Consider the following 22,149-nt stretch of genomic DNA (forward strand, 5'->3'; position numbering starts at 1 on the left):
TTAGGGGAGCCTTATTTGAAGGGCCCGGGTATTTACGCGACACTGATGTTGTGAAAAATCCTGCGAACAGCGGAGCCGTGACCCACGGCGCCGGTAGCGCGCGGGACGAGTCCACCCGGGACCGGGTAGCACGCTCGATCCTGACCAACGGTCCGTCCAGCGCCGCGGTGCTGGCGGAGCGGCTCGAGCTGACCCCGGCGGCGGTCCGGCGGCATCTCGACCACCTTCTCGACGAGGGTCTGGTCGAGTCCCGCGAGGAGCGCATCTACGGCCCGCGCGGCCGCGGCCGCCCCGCGAAGGTCTTCGTGCTGACCGACACCGGCCGGCACGCCTTCCACCAGGCGTACGACGACCTGGCGGCGACCGCGATGCGGTTCATCGCCGAGGCCGGCGGAGACGACGCCGTGGCGGAGTTCGCCCGGCGCCGTGTCGCCGAGGTGGAGGAGCGGTACCGGGAGCAGGTCGCACTGGCTCCCGAGAGCAAGAAGGCGGAGGTGCTCGCCCAGGCCCTGACGGCCGACGGGTACGCCGCGTCCACGGCGGAGGCGGGCCACGGCGCCCAGCTCTGCCAGCACCACTGCCCGGTCGCGCATGTGGCCGAGCAGTTCCCCCAGCTGTGCGAGGCCGAGACCGAGGTGTTCTCGAGACTCCTCGGCAAGCACGTGCAGCGACTGGCCACCATCGCCCACGGCGACGGTGTCTGTACGACGCATATCCCAGGCCCTGTCGACTCAGTGCCTGCTGCCCCTGTATCCGACGGCGAAGCTGCGAGGACCGCACGATGACGCAAACCGCTCACCCCGAACTGGAAGGCCTCGGCAACTACCAGTACGGCTGGGCCGACTCCGACGCCGCCGGCGCGGTCGCCCAGCGCGGCCTGTCCGCCGACGTGGTGCGGGGCATCTCCACTCTCAAGAACGAGCCGGAGTGGATGCTCGACCTGCGGCTGAAGGGCCTGAAGCTGTTCGACCGCAAGCCGATGCCGTCGTGGGGCGCCGACCTGTCCGGGATCGACTTCGACAACATCAAGTACTTCGTCCGGTCGACCGAGAAGCAGGCCTCGAGCTGGGAAGAGCTGCCCGAGGACATCAAGAACACCTACGACAAGCTCGGCATCCCCGAGGCGGAGAAGCAGCGCCTGGTCGCCGGTGTCGCGGCGCAGTACGAGTCCGAGGTCGTCTACCACCAGATCCGTGAGGACCTGGAGGCCCAGGGCGTGATCTTCATGGACACCGACACCGGTCTGAGGGAGCACCCGGAGATCTTCAAGGAGTACTTCGGCTCCGTGATCCCGGTCGGCGACAACAAGTTCGCCTCGCTGAACACCGCGGTCTGGTCCGGCGGCTCGTTCATCTACGTGCCCAAGGGCGTGAAGGTGGACATCCCGCTGCAGGCCTACTTCCGGATCAACACCGAGAACATGGGCCAGTTCGAGCGGACCCTGATCATCGTCGACGAGGACGCCTACGTGCACTACGTCGAGGGCTGCACGGCGCCGATCTACAAGTCGGACTCGCTGCACTCCGCGGTGGTCGAGATCATCGTGAAGAAGGGCGCCCGCTGCCGCTACACGACGATCCAGAACTGGTCGAACAACGTCTACAACCTGGTCACCAAGCGCGCCACCTGCGAAGAGGGCGCGACGATGGAGTGGATCGACGGCAACATCGGCTCCAAGGTGACGATGAAGTACCCGGCCGTCTACCTGATGGGCGAGCACGCCAAGGGCGAGACCCTGTCGGTCGCGTTCGCGGGCGAGGGCCAGCACCAGGACGCCGGCTCCAAGATGGTCCACAACGCGCCGTACACGTCGAGCTCGATCGTGTCGAAGTCGGTGGCCCGCGGCGGCGGCCGGACGTCGTACCGCGGTCTGGTCGAGGTCGCGCCGGGCTCGCACCACAGCAAGTCCACGGTGCGCTGTGACGCGCTGCTGGTCGACACCATCAGCCGTTCGGACACCTACCCGTACGTCGACGTCCGCGAGGACGACGTGGCGATGGGGCACGAGGCGACCGTGTCCAAGGTCAGCGATGACCAGCTCTTCTACCTGATGAGCCGGGGCATGGCCGAGGACGAGGCGATGGCGATGATCGTCCGCGGCTTCATCGAGCCGATCGCCCGCGAGCTCCCGATGGAGTACGCGCTGGAACTGAACCGTTTGATCGAGCTGCAGATGGAAGGGGCCGTCGGCTGATGTCGTCGTCTGACACCCTTGTTGCTACCGGCAACAGGGCGCACTCCCACGGGCCGGGTTCGCCGGTCCCGCTCCAGGCCCGCAGCGAGCGGCCGACGTCGTACGACGTGGCCGACTTCGCGGTGCCGAACGGGCGCGAGGAGGAGTGGCGCTTCACCCCGGTCAAGCAGCTGAAGGCCCTGTTCGAGGACGCGGCCGGCACCGAGACCCCGAAGGTCGACGCGTCCGGTCCGGAGGGCGTGGTCTTCGAGACCGTCGCCGCGGACTCGCTCAAGGTCGGCAAGCCCCAGGACCGCGCCGCGGCCGTCGCCTGGAACCACGCGGGTGACGCGTTCGCGGTCCGGATCCCGGTCGAGGCCGAGCTGACCGAGCCGGTGCACGTGAACGTCGCGAGCCTTGGCGCCCGCGGCTTCAGCCACCTGATCATCGAGTCCGGCCGGCACAGCAAGGCGATCGTGATCATCGATCACAGCGGCTCCGGTGAGCTCGGCAGCAACGTCGAGATCGTCGTCGGCGACGGCGCCGACCTGCGGGTCGTCTCGATCCAGCAGGGCGACCACGAGTCGATCCACCTCGGCCAGCACGACGCGCTCGTCGGCCGGGACGCCCGGCTGCACCACGTCGCGGTCACGCTCGGCGGCAAGGTCGTCCGGATCGGCACCAACGTCCGGTACGCCGGTCCCGGCGGCGACGCCGAACTGCTCGGGGTGTACTTCGCCGAGTCGGGCCAGCACCACGAGAACCGGCTGTTCGTCGACCACGAGGCGGCCAACTGCAAGAGCAACGTGCTCTACAAGGGCGCGCTGGCCGGTGACCACGCCCGCTCGGTGTGGATCGGCGACGTGCTGATCCGGGCCGCGGCCGAAGGCACCGACACCTTCGAGCTGAACCGGAACCTGGTCCTGACCGACGGCGCCCGCGCCGACTCGGTGCCGAACCTGGAGATCGAGACCGGCGAGATCGAGGGCGCCGGTCACGCCTCCGCGACCGGCCGGTTCGACGACGAGCAGCTGTTCTACCTGCAGGCCCGCGGCATCCCCGAGGACGCGGCCCGGCGGCTGGTGGTGTCCGGCTTCTTCAACGACATCATCGGCAAGATCGGCGTCCCCGAGGTCACCGAGCACCTGCACGAGGTGATCGAAGACAAGCTGGCCCGCACCGCCGAGCTGAGCGAATCCGCCAAGGCGGTCATCGGCCAGTGAGCGACAGCTTCGAGCGCGCCTGCGCCGCCGCCGACGTACCCGACGAGGGAGTCATCCCGGTCGAGGTCGGCGGCGTGGAGGTCGCGGTCGTGAAGAGCGAGGGACAGTACTTCGCGGTGCGGGACGAGTGCTCGCACGCGCAGATCCAGCTGTCCGAGGGTGACGTCGGCGAGTGCGAGATCGAGTGCTGGCTGCACGGGTCCCGCTTCGACCTGCGCACCGGCGAGCCGACCAGCCTGCCGGCGTACGACCCGGTGCCGATCTACCCGGTCCGCCTCGACGGCGACGACGTACTCGTCGACGTGAAGAACCCCCTGAACCAAGCAGCCCTGTAAACGACGGAGATAGAAGAAACCTCATGGCGACACTCGAGATCCGCGACCTGCACGTGTCGGTCGACACCGAGAACGGCCCGAAGCAGATCCTGCGCGGCGTCGACCTGACCATCGCCGGCGGTCAGACGCACGCGATCATGGGCCCGAACGGCTCCGGCAAGTCGACGCTGGCGTACTCGATCGCCGGGCACCCGAAGTACAACGTCACCAGCGGCACCGTGACGCTCGACGGCGAGGACGTGCTGGACATGTCGGTCGACGAGCGTGCCCGGGCCGGCCTGTTCCTGGCCATGCAGTACCCGGTCGAGGTGCCCGGTGTGTCGGTGGCGAACTTCCTCCGGACCGCGAAGACCGCGATCGACGGCGAGGCGCCGAAGCTGCGCACCTGGGTCAAGGACGTCAACAAGGCGCTCGCCGACCTGGACATGGACGCCGACTTCGGCACTCGCAACGTGAACGAGGGCTTCTCCGGCGGTGAGAAGAAGCGGCACGAGATCGTCCAGCTGGAGCTGCTGAACCCGAAGGTCGCGATCCTCGACGAGACCGACTCCGGCCTCGACATCGACGCGCTGCGGATCGTCTCCGAGGGCGTCAACCGGTTCGCCGCCCAGGGCGACAAGGGCGTTTTGCTGATCACCCACTACACGCGGATCCTGCGCTACATCAAGCCGGACTTCGTGCATGTCTTCGTCGACGGTCGCGTCGCCGAGGAGGGCGGCCCGGAGCTCGCCGAAGAGCTCGAGGCCAACGGCTACGAGCGGTTCCTGAAGGCAGGCGCGAAGTGACCGACGCCCGGACCACATTCAGCAGTCCGCTGGACCTGCAGTCGGTCCGGGCGGACTTCCCCATCCTGTCGCGCGAGTTGGCCGGTGGGTTCCCGCTGGTCTACCTGGACTCGGCGAACTCCTCGCAGAAGCCGCGCCAGGTGGTGCAGGCGATCGAGGACCACTACCTCAAGCACAACGCGAACGTGGCCCGCGCCATGCACCAGCTCGGCGCCGAGGCCACCGCGGCGTACGAAGGCGGCCGGGACAAGGTCGCGGCCTTCATCGGCGCGCCGTCGCGGGACGAGATCGTCTTCACCAAGAACGCCTCGGAGGCGCTCAACCTCGCCGCGCACACGCTCGGCGCTTCGCTGAAGCCCGGCGACGTCGTGGTGGTCTCCGAGATGGAGCACCACAGCAACATCGTCCCGTGGCAGCTCGCCTGCGAGCGGACAGGTGCGACGCTGAAGTGGTTCGGCGTGACCGAGGACGGCCGGCTCGACCTGTCGAACATCGACGAACTGCTCACCGAGCAGACCAAGGTCGTCGCGCTGACCTGGGTCTCGAACGCGCTCGGCACGATCAACCCGATCAGCGACATCGCCGCGAAGGCGCACGCGGTCGGCGCGACCGTGGTCGTCGACGCGTCGCAGGCCGTCCCGCAGTTCCCGGTCGACGTCTCGACGCTCGGCGCCGACCTGCTGGCCTTCACCGGCCACAAGGTGGTCGGCCCGACCGGCATCGGCGTGCTCTGGGGCCGGTACGACCTGCTCGCCTCGCTCCCGCCGTTCCTCGGTGGCGGCGAGATGATCGAGATCGTCCGGATGACCGGTTCGACGTACGCCGCTCCGCCGGCCCGGTTCGAGGCCGGTACGCCGCCGATCGCGCAGGCCGTCGGGCTCGGTGCGGCCGTCGACTACCTGTCCGGGATCGGCATGGACAAGATCGCGGCGCACGAGCACGCGATCGTCGAGTACGCGCTCGAGGGCCTGAAGACGGTTCCGGGTCTGAAGATCCTCGGACCGCAGGACGCCACCGACCACGGCGGTGCGATCAGCTTCGCGCTGGACGGCGTCCACCCGCACGACGTGTCGACCGTGCTGGACACCCGCGGCATCGCCGTACGGGCCGGGCACCACTGTGCGCGTCCGGTGCACGAGCGGTTCGGAATGCAATCGTCGACCAGAGCGTCTTTCTATCTGTACACGACCCCCGAGGAGATCGAGGCGCTCGTGGACGGCCTCGGATTCGTGCGCAAGTACTTCAAGGTGGATTGATATGCAGCTCGACAACCTCTACCAGGAGATCATCCTGGATCACTACCGCAGCCCGCACCACGCGGGCCTCGCGGACCCGTACGACGTGGAGGTGCACCACGTGAACCCGTCCTGCGGGGACGAGGTCACGCTCCGGGTCGAGCTCGACGGCGACACCGTCAAGGGCGTCACGCACAGCAGCGTGGGCTGCTCGATCAGCCAGGCGGCGACGTCGGTGATGTCGGACCTGGTGATCGGCAAGCCGGTGTCCGAAGGCATGGCGACGTACGAGAAGTTCCTCGAGCTGATGCAGGGCCGGGGGAATGTGGAGCCGGACGAAGAGGTACTGGAGGACGGTGTCGCGTTCGCCGGCGTCGCGCAGTTCCCGGCCCGGGTGAAGTGTGCACTGCTGGGCTGGTCGGCGTGGCGCGATGCCACGGCGCAGGCCCTCGCAGCCAACGAAGGAGTGAAGAATGCCTGACCAGACCGACGAGAAGATCGAGCTGCCCGAGGTCGACCTCGAAGCGGCCGCCGCGGCCCAGGCAGCCCAGCCAGGCAGCACGCCGGCCAAGGTCGAGGACGTCACCGAGGCACTCAAGGATGTCGTCGACCCCGAGCTCGGCATCAACGTGGTCGACCTGGGCCTGATCTACGGCATCACCGTCGACGACACCAGCACGGCGATCATCGACATGACGCTGACGTCCGCGGCCTGCCCGCTGACCGACGTGATCGAGGACCAGACCCGGATGGCACTGGACGGCCTCGTCAACGACTTCCGGATCAACTGGGTCTGGATGCCGCCGTGGGGCCCGGAGAAGATCACCGACGACGGCCGCGACCAGCTGCGGGCGCTCGGCTTCAATGTCTGATCCGGTGTGACCCGGACGATCTCGGTAGCGCCGAGCCGACTGGACAGGTGGCTGGACGGCTTCGGTGAGCGCCACGGCGCGGTGCGGTACGACGTGACGCCGACCAGCGTCACGTTGTCCGCCGAGGACGGCTCAACCGCCGTCGTCACCGTGCCCTTCGAGCCCCTCACGGTCTTGTCCCGTGAGGGGCTCGTCGCACATGTGCTGACCGAGCGGCGCCTCGGCGTCCTGCTCGTCCGCCGCGGCGGATACGGCGCCGGAGTCTTTGCCGGGGGCAAGCTTCTTGACTCGAAGGTCGGCTCGCGGCACGTGCAGGGCACGACGAAGGCCGGCGGCTGGTCGCAGCAGCGCTACGCGCGCCGGCGGGACAACCAGGCCCGCGAGGCGTTCGCGGCCGCGACGGAGGTCGCCGTACGGATCCTCGCGCCGGCGAAGCTCGATGTCCTCGTGTGCGGGGGAGACCGGCGGGCTGTCGACACCGTGCTCGAGGATCCGCGCTTGAAGGACCTGCCGGGGATCGTGCGGCCGCCGTTCCTCGGCGTACCGGATCCGAAGCAGAAGGTGCTCGAGCAGGCCGGTGTCGACGCGCTGGCGATCCGGATCGACGTGGATCAGCCGGAGTAGGCCTTCACTCGATGGTCATTCCGGTCCCGGGGTTGGAGGCGTGCATCCGGCGCGCGGGCGGCCCGTCGGGGTCGTGAGCGGCCGGCGTACGGCGCATCCGCGAGTCCGTCTCGACCAGCGCCGACGCGGGAATGCCGTTCTGCTGCAGGGCGTCGACGACGGCTCCAGTGAACCGGCCTGACGTCGACGCGTGGAGTTCGCGGAGATCGACCACTCCCTCCGCAAGCAGTGCGAGTCGTGGGTGCAGCGTGGCGAACGCCTCCGCGAACGCGCTGTCGCTGCGGCTCGTCAGTGTGCCGTCCGGCCCGGCGACGTACACCTGACGCTTGCCGCCCTGGTCGCGGATCGTCAGTCGTACGTTGACACCGTCGCGGCGGGCCCGGCCGAGTGCGTCGACCAACGGCTGGTACGGGTGCTGGTCATCGGCGTCCACTCGCATCGAGACGGTTCGGACCCGGGCAGGCTTCGGCTGCGCCGTCGGATCCCAGCCGTCAAGGGCGGGTTCGCCGGCCTCCATCCGGGCGCGCATCGCGTCGTACTCGTGGCGGAACATCGTCAGGTAGGCCTCGCCGGACGCGGCCCGGTGCACCGAGTCGGAGCGCTCCACCTTCGGGCGATGGTGGCGATCGATCCGGCGGCGCTCGAAGTCGAGGTGGTAGTCGACGCTGACCTTGACGGTGACGACCTGCCCGGATTCGTAGACGCCGGTCTCGTGCCGCGCGCCGACCGTTCCGGTGTCCTGCTCGCCGACCCGACGGCCGGAATTCAGACCGACCGTGACCGCGCCGCCGGGCAGCGTGCCGCCGATCGACCGAGAGCCGGGCAGCAGACGGTTGCTGCGCGCGGTCAGCTGGCTGACGCGCAGCTCGCGGGAGTTCTCGCCGAGTTGGGTGGTCGAGTCCTCGTCGGGATCCGAGATCAGCTCCAGACCGGAGACCTCCGCGCGGATCCGGACGGCCACGACCCGCGAGGTCTGCCCGGGGATCGCCAGCGGGACGAGTTCGTGCCCCGAAGGTCCGGCCATCTCCTGGAAGGCGACCGCACGGTTCGCGGCGCCGAGCAACGACTCCAGCGTCGTCTGGTGCATGCGGACACCGTCGCTCCGCAACAAGTCCGGCCGGCTGAGACGTGCGACCACCGCATCGAACAGGGCGTTCTCGGCCGGCGCATCGGGCTGATGGGGGAGCGTGCCGTCGACGAGGTAGTTGTCCGGCAGCCTGACGGCCCGATGGTCGGCGACCTCCGGACCGTCCTGTGCAGGGGCCGAGTGGAGTACGGACGCCGGCACCGACAGGCTGATCCGCCCGGAGGCTTCTCGTCGAGTCACGGCTCTCGGCCGGCCGCCCGGCTCTGCCGAGTCCTCGACCTCGATGACGACCTGGTAGTCCCGCTCGATCCGAACCGTGGACAGCGACAGCCCGGTGCTGATGCGGGTGTTGAGCTCGCTGCTCGACGAGGTGGTGGACGTAGCGAGCTCCGCGCCGGCGCCGATGGTCGCAGACGCCCCTTCGGTGGCCGAGACGCCGACCTGACCGCTGTACGACGTACCTTCCGTCACGCTCCGGGTGCGATCCCGCAGACTCCACAGCTGCTGCAGGCCATACCCGTTGCCGCTCTGCCCTTCCGTGCCGCCCGCCTCGGTGGTCACCGGGCCGACGAACCGCACCTTCACCCGGACCCGCAGGTTGCGAGTGCCGGCACCGTCGCGGATCGGCAACTCCCGGACGAACCCCCGCGGGTCGAGCATCTCGTCCAGCTGGTTACGCCATCGCGTACCGCTCAGATCACCGCGTAGCGCACTGGTCAGTACGGCGTCGTCCAGCGCCTGCGGCGAATGCTCCGCAACGGTGGCGCACACCTCGCGGAAGGGGTCGCTGTCGTTGCCGTCCTGGTCCTGCAGTGACGATCGGTCGACCTGGGCCGCACCCAGCATCTGCTCGTAGTTGCGCGGCATCGGCACCTCGACCCGCAGCCGTGCCAGCACCTCCGCCTCCGCCAGCGCGGCGTCCAGTCCGGTGGTGTGCGGCGCAGCGAGACCCGTTGCCTCGCGCAACTTGTTCGCCAGCCGCTCGTCCGTGTGCGTTGCCGCCAGCCCGTCGGCTCCGGCCTTCTCGATGCGGTACCGACGCAGCAACGCGGTCGTCGTACGGCGGGGGAGCTCGAGGTTGCCGTCGAGCAAGCGCTCGACGGCGTCCGACACCTGATGCAGCGGGAGGTCCAGTTCGTTCCGCCCGTACGCCCGGAGCGCATCGCCCTCAGGAAGCGTGAGTACGACGGCACCTGTCTCCAGCGGGATCGCGCGGACCGCTGTGCTGCCGGAGCGGAGCTGCGCTTCCAGAACCAGGTCTCCCCAGAATTGGTAGTGCTGCCCGTCCCGCATCAGCGTCCGCTCGATGCCGCTGGTCGTTGTCTCCGAGCCGGACGAGGAGACGGTGGTAGACCGGTTCAGCCCGACCGACCCGCTGCGTGCATTCCCATCAGCCGATACCGAGCCGGTGCCGGCGCTGACGCCGGCGGTCGCGCCGGTGGAGACACCCGACGTACTGCCGGTGCTCGCCAGCGTCACGTTGAGCTCGGCGAGGATCGGGTGCCCGCTGCCGACGTACCTGAGGTTCTCCACGCGGGTGGTGACGCTGAGCGCGGTGCGGCGCGGGCTCAGGCCGCGGCGGCGTACAGCCTCGAGTGCATCGGACGGCGCCGGGCTGACGGCCAGGCCGGTGCGGTACTCCGTGGTGAGCAGCTCCGGCCGCGAGATGAGGTTGCGCGGCGCGAGGAAGGCACTGAGGTGGTGCAGCGCGGAGCTGTCACCCCGCCCGAGTTCCGGCACGGCCTCGACCAGCCGCCCGATCGGATCACGCGCATCGACGTGCTGGACCGTTGCGGTCTGCAACAAACCCGGATCGACCCGATCGCGTACGGCGGGTGCCGGCTGTTCAGGCCCGGCGCAGAATTCGCTGTCGAGACAGACCCGGGCACTGCCTTCCGACGTCACGATCGGCACGGACTCGCCGTCATCGGTGATCTCGCTGATCGTGATCGTGTGCGGTACGTCGAACACCGCAACCTGCGCGCTCGACTCGGACACCGTCATCCGGTACGCTCCCCGGCTCGACGACGAGGTGAGGGATCGGCCCATCGACGACCGGCCGACCGACGCGCGCGCCTGCGGCGTACTCCCTGACTGCCCATCCGCCGGAGCGTTGCTGACCCCGAGGCTCGCCGACCACGGCAGGCTCCGCGACTGGGTGCTGGACCGACCCGACGTACTCACGCCGATGTCCACGTTGACGACCATGTCGTCGTCCGCGACACCGATCGGCGTCGCGCGGTCGAAGTGCTGCTCGATGGCGATGCGGTAGGACCGGACCCGAGGTGGGTGGCCCGTGCGGTGCTCGGTGAGCTGGAAGGTCAGCCGGTCCTGCGCCGCGTGGTCGTACCCGGTCTCCAGGCGATGCCTGGCGAGCTGCTGGCAGGCACGCTCCCAGTTCTCCGTCCGGCTGAGCACGACGGCCGGATCCTCACCGGCGAGGCCATGGGGCAGCGGGTGGCCATCGGACAGCGGCGGAACCATCGACTGTCGGGACAGGTGGGCGAGGAAGCCCTGCAGAGCCTCGTCGGCTCCGGTCAGCTCCCGGATCATCGCCGGACCCGCGCCGCGCAGTTGACCTGGTCCGTTGCCGAGCCACACCGGAAGGCGGAGCGGGATATCGGTCGGGTGCGGGTCTCCGCGCAGCAGCACCCGGCCGTCGGTGCCGCGGCGCAGGCGGCCGTCTTCGCGGACAAGCGCTGCGGCAGGCACCGGCAGGCCGTACCGGAAGGCGTCGCGTTCCGCCATCCGCAGGTACGCGTCACCCTGACCTTCGGTGCTGAACGACTCCTCGCGATCGAGGCGGTGCACGGTGACCTTGTGCCGCAGCCGCAGCTTCACGCCGACGGTCGGCGCTACTCGTTGGGTGCTCCAACGACTGCCGAGATCCGCGGTGGACGCGGTGTCCTCCTGGCCGGTGTTCCGGCCGGCGCGGACCCCCGGCGCGACGTCGACGGTCGACGAGCCGACGTCGGACAAAGCGGTAGTCGCTGTCGCGCTCAGCGTGCGGGAGTTGCTGAAGCCCTGGGCACCGGACGTGCCGGAGTTGCCGACTCGCCAGATCTCGAGTTTGTGATCGGGGGAGCTGTCGCTGACCAGCTCTGCGGTCTCCAGCTCGGCGACCGTCTCCAACTGCGCCCAGGCGACCGGGCGGCCGCCGTTCGTGATCAGTCGCCAGACACCGCCGAGCCGGGTCGTCTCGTCCAGCCGGGTCATCGCATCCTCGGCGACCAGGCTGCGGATCCGGTCGTGGCCGACGCGGTCCAGCGATCCGAGGCGTCGACGCAGCTCCGCCACTGTCCGGTCGCACAGGTCGTTGAGCCCGTCGACCCGGGTCGCCATGTGCTCAGGCATCGCCGTACTGCGTTCCGCCGACAGGCCCAGCGTCTCGAGATCGGTCTGGTCAGCCGGCGGCGGCACTGTGTAGGTGTGGATGTATCCGAGGTCGAGCGTCGCTGTGTCGTGCTCCGCTCCGGAGTCGACGACCTGCACGGGCGACCATTCACCGGCCGCCGACTCGCGGATCCGCCAGCTCCAGCGCGGCTGCGCCGACCGGTACCGCAGGATCTCGCCTCGCAGCGCCTCGACCGCACCGCTCTGCGCGTACTCCGTGGCTCCGCCGCTGACTGTGAGGCCGCGCCCCGTCGCTGACTCGACTCCGGGAGAGACGACCTTCGCGACCGCTTTGAGCTTGCTGGTGTCCGGCAGCGCCTCGGTCATGACACGCAGATCGGCACCAATCGTCGCACCGGAGGTCTGCATCGCAGAGGTGGCGACGTTGTACCCGCCCTGCACCACCTGCCCGACTTGGGCCTCGTCAATGGTGAGCGGACTGTCCAGGACCTCCTGCAGCTCACCGGGGTCGAGCTTCAGGTGGAACTGGATGAGTCCGTCGATGTCCGCGCGGGGCTCGTTGCCGATCGTCAGCACGAAGCCGTCCGGCGAGAGGATCCGCCGACTCTCCGCCCGCAGCGTCCGATGCAAAACATCCGGTGTGAAGCTGTACGGCGACTTCCGGTCGGCCAGGGCCTGGTTGAGCTCCCGGCACAGCCTGGTCAGATGCGGCAGCCGACCGGACGGAAGCCCGTTGTGCAGCACGCCTTCCGCAGGAAGCGTCGCCGCCGACGCCTTCTGGTAGGCCTGCACCTGTTCGGCAGCCGCCTGCGCAGCCTGTGGCAGGTCGTCTGACTCCAGCAGGGTTCGGTACGCGTCGGCAGCCACTCGCGCTTGGTCGGCGGCAGCGGTGCAGTACTGCGCGATCTGGGCGTGGCGTTCGGCGACGCGCAGACGGCGTACGCCCTGGGTGCGGATCCGGCGGGCGCGCTCGTAGGCAGACGCATCCTGGCTCGCGGCTTGTCGGTCGGCCGCCGCGAACAGTTCCGCGGCCTGGTCACCGGCGGTCTCCGCGCTGCGGGTGCGTACATCGGCACGGTGGGCCTGATCCGTGGCCGCGGACTCGAGGTCGGCGATCTGCCGGCGTACGTGCGCCCGGAAGCTGTCGTCCGGTCCGTGCTGGACGTCCGGGACCACCACGTGAACACCGGCCGACGGAAGCCGCGGTGCCGGATGCCCGCCACGCCGGATCGCCCGCGACAGGGTCTCCAGGTCGCGTTCGATGTCCTCGACCGGACGACTACCGGACCGCTCTCGCCACTCGCGGCTGAGCTGCCGAAACTCCTCGTACTGCGCTTCGGCCCGGCGATCACGCACCTCGCGGGACCCGTCGGCCGCGCTACGACTCTCCTGCACAAGCCGGCGTACCCATCCGGACAATCCCCGCGGCGGCGTGCCTGGAGTGGCGGCAGGTGGTTCGACGGGTGGCGCGGGCGGTCGCAGGAGACGTTCGGCGTCGCGGGTCAGGGACTGCGACTCGGCGATGAGGTCGGTCGCGAGGGGGCGGCCGGGGGAGTGGCGGCGGGCGCGGACGTTGGTCAGGCGGCGCAGGTCGGCGTCGGTAGTGAGTTGGTTGCCGTCGAGGACGTCCTGGAGCAGCGCTTGCGTCTCTGCCCGCTGGGACTCGGGCAGGCCGGGCAGGTCGAGAAGTGTGTCCAGCGCCCGCGTCGCGCCGTCCGCGCGGGATCCGCCGCGAACGCGGTCGACCTCGGCGCCGACGAGCGCCACCGCCTCGGCGACGAGCCGGTCGTCGGCGATGTCGCCGGCGCGGCGGGCCAGCCTGCGTTCGAGCCGCCGCAACATCTTCCGGGCGAACCGTTCGCGGGAGTGCCGTAGCCGGAAGGTGCCGTCACGAAGGGCGATCGCCTCCGGAGCCGCGATACCGAACGCGACCCCAAGGGCCTGGCGCGCACGGCCCTGCGGGTCGTCCTCGGTGATCGCGGCAGACGTCAACCCAGCACTCCCCGTTCAACGTGCCGGTACTTTCACCAGCTGTGAGCGGGGACATTAGCAACCTGATGTTCAGGTTTTCGCCATGTTTCTCAGCAGTAGAGTAACTTTCTGCCGGTGGCCTTCGTCACATCAGGATCGCTTGTACAGCGCGCGGAAATCCTCCAGCGTGCCGCGGTAGTACTCCAGGTCGTCGGTCAGCTTCGCGCGGCTGACCAGATGCGGGTGCCGGGCCTTCGCCGCCGCGCCGTACTCCGACCAGATGTCCGCGTCCGGGACCTCGTCCGCGTCATCGGGCAGGAACTTGATCGCCTCGCTGACCGCGTCGGCGGCGAACTCCCAGTTCAGCTCGACGATGGTGCGGTCCTGGTCCGGCGCGCCGGTGTAGGCCATGTCGGCGTCCAGCGCCCGGCGGGCGAACGACGCGGCGACGATCGCCCACTGCGCCGCGTCGATCAGCTGCGACTTGCCCAGACCGAACCGCGCGCCGACCGCGGTGGCCGCGCGCTCGGAGGCGTACGGGATGGTGATCTCGCCGGCCTGCGAGGCGAAGACCCACGCGTCCGGGCCTTCGGTGACGTTGACTCCGGGCTCGGGCCGGGCCGGCACGACCGCGGGGGCCTCCGGGTCGGCCGCGGTCACCAGGCTCACGTAGATCTGGGCCTCGGTCAGGGTCCTAGCGGTCAGCATCGGTTATCTCGCTCCTAGCTCTCGGCCAAGCTCGTCGTACGTGTCACGCGCCAACAGCAACCGCTCGAGCCGGAACCGTCCCGGCTCCGCATCGCGGACCGCGCGACCTTCCCGCGTCCAGAACCCGTCCTGCGGTACGGCGTCCGCACCGGGCGGCACGAACTTGATCACCTCGTCCACGGCTGCGCGCGCGACGGCCAGCACCTTACCGGCCTCCGCGGGATCCGGGGGGACTTCCGAAGCAGCGGTGTCGGCGACGTCGAGCCATTGGCCCGCATCCAGCACCTCCGACGGCTCCGGTCCGCCGAACGTGGGCCAGCCGCGCAGCGGCGTCTCCCGACCCGGCAGACCGAACAGGTACTCGCGGTGCGCGTTACAGCCTGGACAGATCGCGGCGTAGCTGGAGGTCAGCTCACCGTCGACCTCGATCAGCGCCTGCTCCCACGGCGCGTCGATCGACCCGCAGTCCGGGCAGGGATGCAGCTCCAGATACAGCTGCGCCTCGTCCCAGGTCCGCGCCACCGCGAATGCCATACCGCCCCTCTCGATCGCCGGAAATCATCGCCTTCAAGGTCCGCTCATCGTCTGTCCGTGACCGGTCGGTGCAATCGTTCGGCCGCCCGGCGGATGGTGCGCGGTCGGCGCGGCAGTAGGCGTCATCGTGCGCGCGGCGGTGGTGTAGTCGAGCGCTTTCAGCACATCCCGCGGTACGCCGGACTTCTCCAGCTCGGCCGCGACCTTGCCGCTGAAGCTGCCGTCCGGCGACGACGTGTTGTAGAGCTCGCGCAGGTCGACCCGGCCCTCGGCCATCCGGGCCAGCTGGGGATTCAGCGTCGCGAACGCGGAGGCGAAACCACCGTCGTTCACGCCGAGCAACGTCGGCGGCCTGTTGCGGGCGGGATCGCCGGGCAGCGCCTGGTACTTCCGCTCTGTGCCGTCGGCCTCCTTGACCAGCAGCACCACCGGCTTCTGCGTCGCCTGTGCCCGGTCGATCGCCGCCAGCAGAGGCCGGTACGGCTGGTGCACGCCTTCGGTCTTTCCGTCGGCGTACTCGGTCGCCACGAGGTCCGGGCGTCCCAGCTTCTCCGGCACGGCCTGCAGCCGGGAATTCGCCAGAACGGAATCCAGCTCGGCGCCCTGCTCCAGCTGCCGCAGGCCCTCGAGGTAGCGGTGAGCCAGCATCCGCACGAACATCTGGCCGTTCGCCAGATTCGGCACGTGGGTGGTCTTCTTCGTGACCTGCTCACCGCGGCCGTTGTCGGTGCTGGTGCGGATCGTGGCGTCGTACACGACCGGGATCCGGACCGTGACCATCTGGCCTTCGAGGAACCGGCTGAGCTCGAGCCGGGTGCCGTTCGCGTCCCCGGTCTGCTCCTTGACCTGCTCGCCCATCGAGCCGCTGACCGACACGATGCCGCCGTCCAGCCCGCCGGTCGCGGTCACCGGCGTACGACGGTTGCGGGAGCTGCCGGAGCGCGCCACCCGCTGGCTACGCCAGACGTGGCCCTCCTGACCCGGCGAGGGGTCACCGTCCAGCTCCCAGCCGACCGGGGTGGCGTTGACGGTGACGTTGATCATCGTCTTCCCGTTGCCCGGCTGCGCCATCGGCACCAGGTCGATCCCGCCGTCCAGCAGCCGCCCGACCTTCGCCTTCAGCGCGCTCGGCTTGAGCGTCGACCGGATCAGGTGCCGGAACTCGGCCAGACCACGCCGCCCGAGGAACTGCCGCTGCCGCAGTACGGCGGTCAGGTTGTCGAACAGCTGGTCCTGCTTCTTCTCACCCCGCCCGAACGGCACCGACCGGAGCGGCATCGCGCCCTCCGGGAGCCGCACCGTGCGGTGGTCGGGTCGCTCCTCGGCCAGCTCCGCGGTCTGCGGCGCCGGGCCGTCCTTCAGCTCGCCTTCCGGCATCATCGTGTAGAGCGTCGCGGTCAGCTCGCGCGGCGCGGACCGGGTGACCTGGACGTCCGGATCGAGCCGTCGCAGCTTCGCGCTGGTGCTGGTCATCGCCGCCGCGCCGGCGTTGTGCAGCCGGACCACCTCGGTGGTGAAGACCACCTTCCGCTCCGCGAGATTCCGGACGAAGTCGCCGTGCCGACGGATGTTGGTGTTCTGGTGACCGTCGCCCAGGGTGTCGGTCGTGGTCAGGTCGGTCGACAGGCCGCTGGTCGGATTGACACCGCCGCGTCCGGGCACTCCACCGTCGGCGCCGACGGTGATCGACCGGGTCCTGCTCACGGACCGGTCGCGGCCCTCGTAGTCGTACATCTGCTCGGCTCCACCGGACTCTTCCGGCGCCAGCTTCGGCCGGCCGTGCTCGTCGGTGAGGAGCTTCCCGTCCTTGTCGGTCAGCACCGCGCGGACAGTCACATCGCCCTCGAAGTGCGCCCGCACCACGACCACGATGACGTCGGGATGCTCCCGGCCGTCGAGCGGCGCCTCGAGCGGAATCTCCAGCCCGGCCGGGCCGAGCATGTCGTCCAGCTGCCCGCTGAGGTTCTCCGGTTTCAAGGCGATGTCCAGCCCGGCCTGCAGCACCGGACTCGCGTTCCGCAGGCCGGGTTCGACCTCGTCGACCTGGGCCGCGACCTGTGGCTCCAGGTCGACCGGCCGGGTTACCTGGCCCGAGATCACCACCAGCTTCTCGACCTCGGCCGCGCCCAGGCTGTCCTTGTAGGCCCCGGTGGCGTGCATGGTGCGGCCGGTCCTGGCGAGCTCGTCGGACTGATCGATGCTCGCGGTGAGCTTCTCGTCCTCGGTTCGGTACTGGTCTGCTGCGGCGAGGCCTTCCGCGCGGAGCTTCGCAGCGAAGCGCTCGGTTGTGTGCGTCGCCGCCAGACCAGTGGTGACGCCCTGCTTCTCCAGCGTGTAGCGCCGGACGAAGCCGCCCCGGACGCGCGGACTGAGCGGCAGCTTGTCGTTCAGGTACCGCTCGGCCGCATCGCTCACCACACTCAGCGGCAGGTCGAGCTTGCTGGACGCGTAGAGCTCCAATGCCCGCCGCTCGGCCATCAGCTTCTGGACGGTCGCATCCGGCAGCGGCACGGTCTTGACGACCTGTCCGTTGTGCACGATGTCCGCGAACATCCGGTACTGCTCGAGGAACTGATGGTGCGTGCCGGCATTGATCAGCAGACGCTCTTCGCCCGACGTCTCGCTGACCGTGGTCGACTGCGCAGTACCGCCGGTCCGGCCGAGCGACGCGCCTCCGGAGAACGCCGATCCGTCGGCGGCTACCGGACCGCCGCCGGCTCTGCCGCTGACGCCGCCGGAGGTGGACGTCCCCGACGTGTACCCGACGTCGCTCATCGTGAAGTTGATGTCGACGCTGTTCTGCTGGGTCATCGCGACATGGGTGAGGCTGAGCGCCTCGCCGCGGATCTGCACCTGGTACTGCTGCGGCAGGATCGTGCCGTCCCGGAACGCGTGGACCGGATTGCCCGGGGCCTGCACCACCATGAACGTCGGCTTGTACGTCCCGTTCATCCAGTCGCGGTTCGCGATCAGGCTGCTCGGAGCCAGCGCCGCGTGCAGCGCGGGCAGCGCGGTGGAGTCGGCACGGATCGCCGGGATCGCGTCGACCAGCGCGTCAGCCGCATTGCCCGCGTCGACGGCGACGGGAATCGCCTGCTGGACGGCCTCTGCGGACGGGGCCTGCGGATCCTGTGCGAACACCGGCGTAGCAGCCCGGGCCAGGGAGCTGTCGTAGGCGAGTTCCATGCTGCCGAGGACATCGGCCAGCGGCGCGGCATCGCCCTTGTCGGTGATCTCCGCGAACCTGATCCGGATCCTCTGCCTGACCCGGTCGAGCGGCTCGGTGCTCTCGCTCAGCGTGACCCGGTTGATCCGGAGTCCCGCCGTCCAGCTCATGTTCCGCATGAACGCGGACCGGCTGGCCTTCACCCCGAGCTTGGCGGCCCAGCCGCGGATGCCCTTCGCCGGTGCGATCCCGCCCTCGATCCCGGCGGACACCGGGACCGAGCTGCTCCGTCCGATGGTCCGGCTGGAGGCGACCGAGCTGATGCCGAGCGGCACCTCGTTCTCGTTCGTGCTCGTGCCGCGGCCCTCGGAGACGAAGGTCCCGGTCTTCTCGTCGTACTCCTGGCCGACGGTCAACCGGTACGGGCGCCAGCGCGGTGTGCCGGCGAAGCCCTGGTCCTCGAGTACGACGATCAGGCCGCCCTGGCAGGCCTCGTTCATCCCTGCGGCGAGCCGTGCCGCGTTGATCGCCTGGACGACGCGCTCGTAGTTGGCGAGCTGGGACCTGGTCGCGGGCCGGTCTCCGCGCGGTCGGTCGTGCTCGTCGAGCTCCGGCACCAGGCCTTCCGCCTGGAGCCCCATCAGCGCGTCATGACAGGCATCGTCCGCGCCGACGACGTTCTGGACCAGCCCCTGGCCGACGCCGCGGATCTGGTTCGGTCCGCGGCCCATCCACGGCGGCGCCGTTTGGGGACCGGTCGGCGGCTCCGGATCGTTGCGCAGCAGCACCCGGCCGTCCTGGTCGGTCCGGATCGCGTCGTGCTCGTCCCGCCGGATCGCCCTCGCGTCCGCGCGGCCCCCGGCCCGGAGCAGGTCGTTCTCGGCCACCCGCATGTGCGCCGTACAAGGACTCTCGACGACGATCGGTGGTTTCGTGTCGCCGACCCGGCGCAGCGTCGCGGTCGTCCGGAGCGGGACCTTGATGCCCTGGGTCCCCATGAAACGGTGGACGACGGGCGAGATCGTCGTGTTGCTGATGTTCTGGCCGCCCTGCCGGGACACGTTCCGCCCGGCCGAGACGCTCGGCGAGAGGTTCACGCCGGAACCGCCGACATCGTTCAGGACCGTCGCCGCGGCCAGCGGGTGGGCCGCGTCCGGCACGCCGGGGAACGACAGGGATCCGGTGCCGGTGAGGGACGCGCCGTACGTCTGGCTCGCGTTGCCGCCGAGGAAGCCGACCGGAACCTTCTCCATCCCCATCTCGGAGCTGAACTCGCCGACCAGCTCGGCAGCGCTCCAGTCGGGTGTGACTTCCCAGGTGAGCTCGTATTGATTGTTGTCGGCGGCCCGGAAGCTCCGGGTGAGACCGCCCGGACGGCTCATGTCGTGGATCAGCCGTGGAGTGTCCGCCACGATCAGGCCGGTGATGTGGCTGGCCGTGACCTCGTCCAGGTCGCCGTACCGCTCCTGTGCCTGCCTGATGACGTCCGTCGCGACGCCACGCAGACCGTCGACGTTGTCCATCGTGAAGCGCGGGAACTCGCCGGTGACGTCCTGGGCGTGGCCGAGCTCCGCGAGCGTGACCGTCTTGGACGCCGGCTTCACGGTGTACGGACTGGCGACCCAGGTCTGCTGAGGACCGACGTCGATGCTCCGGACCGGTGACCAGGGCTCGGTGGGGGAGTTGCGTACCTCCACCTCGAGGACGCCGTCCCACTCCACCAGAAGCGACTCGCCACGATGCAGACCCACCCAGCCGAGCTGATGGTGCCCGGTCTCGCCGGCGTTGTCGGCGAGAGTGTGGCCGTGGGTCATCTCGAGCTTCGGCTTGGTCAGCTGGGCGGCCGCGTGCAGCGGCGTACCCGGTGCGGCCATGGCAACGATCGGCTGCAGGTTCAATCCGACGGTGGTGCTGCCGGAGTGCGTAGCGGTGGTGCCTGCACTGATGCCGCCTTCGCCGAGCGTGCCCGACATCTGCTCGGCCATCTCGAAGTCGCGGCGGGTGATCTCCCGGAGGTTGCGTGCGCGCATCCGGACCCGGACCTCGGGCATCTCCGAGATGCTGCCGTCCCCGTCACCGGGGACCGGGAACACCATGCCGTCCGGCGAGAGCAGCAGGCGGTACTCCGCGCTCTCCAGCGGCAGCGGCCCGGTCCGGGGCAGCTGACGGGACGCGCCGCTCGCGGCCAGTTCCTCGTTGATCACGTCGACGGGCAGCGCGACCGGAGCACCCTCGGGCGTGCCGGTCATCAACACATCCGCGACCGGCAGCGCGGCGTGGCAGCTCTGCTCGTACTTGCTGACCTGACTGCGCGCCGCGTCGGCCAGCGCGAGGAGCTGGCCTTGCGACCCGCCCGAGTCGATCCCGTCGAGCAGTGTCCGGTACGCCCTCAGAGCCTTCTGCGCTTCGGCTGCGGCATCGCCGTAGGCGTCGCGGATCTCTTTGTGCCGGGTGGACTTGTTCTCAGCGGCCGTCGCCGTGACCCGCAGTATCCGGGCGCGCTCGGCGGCGCCGGCGTCCAGGCCCTGTTCCTCCGTGTCGGCCTTGCGCCTGGTCTCCTCGGCCAACTCTGCGGCGGCCCGGGCAGTCTCCGCCTTGGTGGCCGACTGCGACTGGAGCTCGGTGACCGAGTCCTCGAGCGACTGGATCTGAGTGAGGACCTCTTCGCGGAGGTGCGCGACCGAGTGCGGTGCAGGCCGCTCGTTCGCGCGTGCTGCGGCGACGCCGAACGCCGTTGCATCGGGTCCTGCGATCGCCTCGGCAGACCAGGGCAGAACGGGCTCGAGGCCGCCGTGGCGCCGGATGGTCCTGGCCAGGCCGTTGAGGTCGCGTTCCAGCTCCGACAGGCTGCGCGGCCCGCTCGGAGCGCCGTTGGCCAGTGTCTCGGCGCGTGCCTGCTGCCAGTCCCGCACCATCACCTGGTACGCCGCATGGTCGGCGTGGAGCCGGCGGTCGCGTCGCTCGTGGCCGAAGACCGACTTCAGCCGGCGGAGGACGCCGCGCGGCCGGTCCGCCTGCGCGGCCGCAATCTCCTGTGTCATCAGGGAAAGCTGATGGGTCCACACGTGACGCAGCTGCTCGTCGGCGAGCCGCGGCGAGATCTGCAGGACGTGCGGATCGTCCGCCGTACCGGACCGGATGATGCCCTGCGCCATCGCGCCGAGCGTGGTCTTCCCGATCTCGACCCGGACGTGCTGCGGTACGTCGGTGACCGTCGTCCGCAGGATCGCCTGCTGCCTCTGCAGGTCGATGACCGGCTGGTCGGTGACCGAGGCGGCCAGATCCACCTGGTTCATCGCGGCAAGAGCCGTCAGCGCACCGGACCCGGTCAGATCGGTCTGGCCACTCGGTCGTCCGCCGGCACCGGTCACCAGGCCCGTGCCGTGAACTTGCGAGGTCCAGACCCGCCGACCTTCGGCACGTCTGTGGTTGCTGCCGACCGGAGCGCGATGTCGCCGGCCGGCCGAGCGGTTCGGCGGCCCGTTCACCGGCCCGTTCACGCCGACAACGAGGGCATCGCGGCTGATCGTCGCCGAGGCCGACACGATCGTCGACAGCGCGACGGGTCGCGTCGATCCGCGCAGGCGGTTCAGCCTGGCTGCGGCCTCCGGGTCATCCGGAGCGGCACTGATCAGCGCGTATCGGAGCAGCGCCTCGGCCTCGGCACGGCGGGACTGATCCAGCCCCGGACCACGCAGGTACTGGTCGAGCGCTCCGACCGCGCCGCGAGCCGGCACCTGACCCCGGGCGCGGGCGACCTCGGCACCGAGCACGCAGATGGCCTCGGCCAGCAGACGGTCGTCGGCGGCACGGTCCGCGGCCCGGCGAGCGAGTTGCGCTTCCAGGGCCCGCATCACGTGCGCCGGGACCATGTCGTCGCGACCGGTCAGCCAGACCCTGCCGTTACGCAGCGGAACGGCGGACGGGTGAAGAATCCCGAGCGCGGTTCCTACTGCCCAGCGGGCGCGAGTCGTCGGATCGGCGGCGGACGAAATGGGTGTGCTCAGCCGACTCACCCCTCCCGTCGGGTGTCCAAGTGCTCACCAGTTGTCACTAGGACGTCCTAGTTCCGGAATCTAGCA

At 69.8% G+C, this 22,149-nt stretch carries 13 protein-coding genes; 9 read left to right on the forward strand and 4 right to left on the reverse strand.

Features of this window, described 5'->3' with window-relative positions:
* Window positions 1-50 precede the first annotated feature (50 nt).
* From EV653_RS07250 to EV653_RS07290, 9 genes are read left to right on the forward strand one after another with little or no spacing between them, the layout of a single operon-like run.
* On the forward strand, window positions 51-785 hold the full coding sequence (locus EV653_RS07250; protein WP_134099170.1) for a helix-turn-helix transcriptional regulator: 735 nt from the start codon (window positions 51-53) through the stop codon (window positions 783-785).
* Complete coding sequence (sufB, locus tag EV653_RS07255) at window positions 782-2,194, forward strand: Fe-S cluster assembly protein SufB (protein ID WP_134099172.1); 1,413 nt, start codon at window positions 782-784, stop codon at window positions 2,192-2,194. The genes EV653_RS07250 and sufB overlap by 4 nt, the downstream gene beginning before the upstream one ends.
* Window positions 2,194-3,396, forward strand: a complete 1,203-nt coding sequence (gene sufD / locus EV653_RS07260) for a Fe-S cluster assembly protein SufD (protein ID WP_134099174.1) — start codon at window positions 2,194-2,196, stop codon at window positions 3,394-3,396. The genes sufB and sufD overlap by 1 nt, the downstream gene beginning before the upstream one ends.
* Window positions 3,393-3,731, forward strand: a complete 339-nt coding sequence (locus EV653_RS07265; protein WP_130438612.1) for a non-heme iron oxygenase ferredoxin subunit — start codon at window positions 3,393-3,395, stop codon at window positions 3,729-3,731. The genes sufD and EV653_RS07265 overlap by 4 nt, the downstream gene beginning before the upstream one ends.
* Before the next feature lie 23 nt (window positions 3,732-3,754).
* Window positions 3,755-4,516, forward strand: coding sequence for a Fe-S cluster assembly ATPase SufC (gene sufC, locus EV653_RS07270; protein WP_134099175.1), 762 nt, complete (start codon window positions 3,755-3,757; stop codon window positions 4,514-4,516).
* Complete coding sequence (locus tag EV653_RS07275) at window positions 4,513-5,772, forward strand: cysteine desulfurase (protein WP_134099177.1); 1,260 nt, start codon at window positions 4,513-4,515, stop codon at window positions 5,770-5,772. The genes sufC and EV653_RS07275 overlap by 4 nt, the downstream gene beginning before the upstream one ends.
* Window position 5,773: 1 nt before the next feature.
* A complete protein-coding gene (gene sufU / locus EV653_RS07280) occupies window positions 5,774-6,232 on the forward strand; it encodes a Fe-S cluster assembly sulfur transfer protein SufU (protein WP_134099179.1) in 459 nt (152 codons plus the stop codon).
* On the forward strand, window positions 6,225-6,623 hold the full coding sequence (locus tag EV653_RS07285) for a metal-sulfur cluster assembly factor (protein WP_134099181.1): 399 nt from the start codon (window positions 6,225-6,227) through the stop codon (window positions 6,621-6,623). The genes sufU and EV653_RS07285 overlap by 8 nt, the downstream gene beginning before the upstream one ends.
* A gap of 6 nt (window positions 6,624-6,629) precedes the next feature.
* Window positions 6,630-7,247, forward strand: coding sequence for an acVLRF1 family peptidyl-tRNA hydrolase (locus EV653_RS07290; RefSeq protein ID WP_238159612.1), 618 nt, complete (start codon window positions 6,630-6,632; stop codon window positions 7,245-7,247).
* Between the two features lie 4 nt (window positions 7,248-7,251).
* Here EV653_RS07290 and EV653_RS07295 read toward each other — a convergent pair whose 3' ends face one another.
* The 4 genes from EV653_RS07295 to EV653_RS07310 all read right to left on the reverse strand — a co-directional run bounded on the left by EV653_RS07295 (window position 7,252) and on the right by EV653_RS07310 (window position 22,083).
* Window positions 7,252-13,680: a hypothetical protein gene (locus EV653_RS07295; RefSeq protein ID WP_134099183.1), complete on the reverse strand. Its 6,429-nt coding sequence runs from the start codon at window positions 13,678-13,680 to the stop codon at window positions 7,252-7,254.
* A gap of 129 nt (window positions 13,681-13,809) precedes the next feature.
* Window positions 13,810-14,367, reverse strand: a complete 558-nt coding sequence (locus EV653_RS07300) for a hypothetical protein (protein WP_134099185.1) — start codon at window positions 14,365-14,367, stop codon at window positions 13,810-13,812.
* A 3-nt stretch (window positions 14,368-14,370) separates the two neighbouring features.
* On the reverse strand, window positions 14,371-14,901 hold the full coding sequence (locus EV653_RS07305; protein WP_134099187.1) for a hypothetical protein: 531 nt from the start codon (window positions 14,899-14,901) through the stop codon (window positions 14,371-14,373).
* A 33-nt stretch (window positions 14,902-14,934) separates the two neighbouring features.
* Window positions 14,935-22,083: a hypothetical protein gene (locus EV653_RS07310; protein WP_134099189.1), complete on the reverse strand. Its 7,149-nt coding sequence runs from the start codon at window positions 22,081-22,083 to the stop codon at window positions 14,935-14,937.
* Window positions 22,084-22,149 lie beyond the last annotated feature (66 nt).

This window comes from Kribbella pratensis, from assembly GCF_004365355.1.
GTDB lineage: Bacteria > Actinomycetota > Actinomycetes > Propionibacteriales > Kribbellaceae > Kribbella.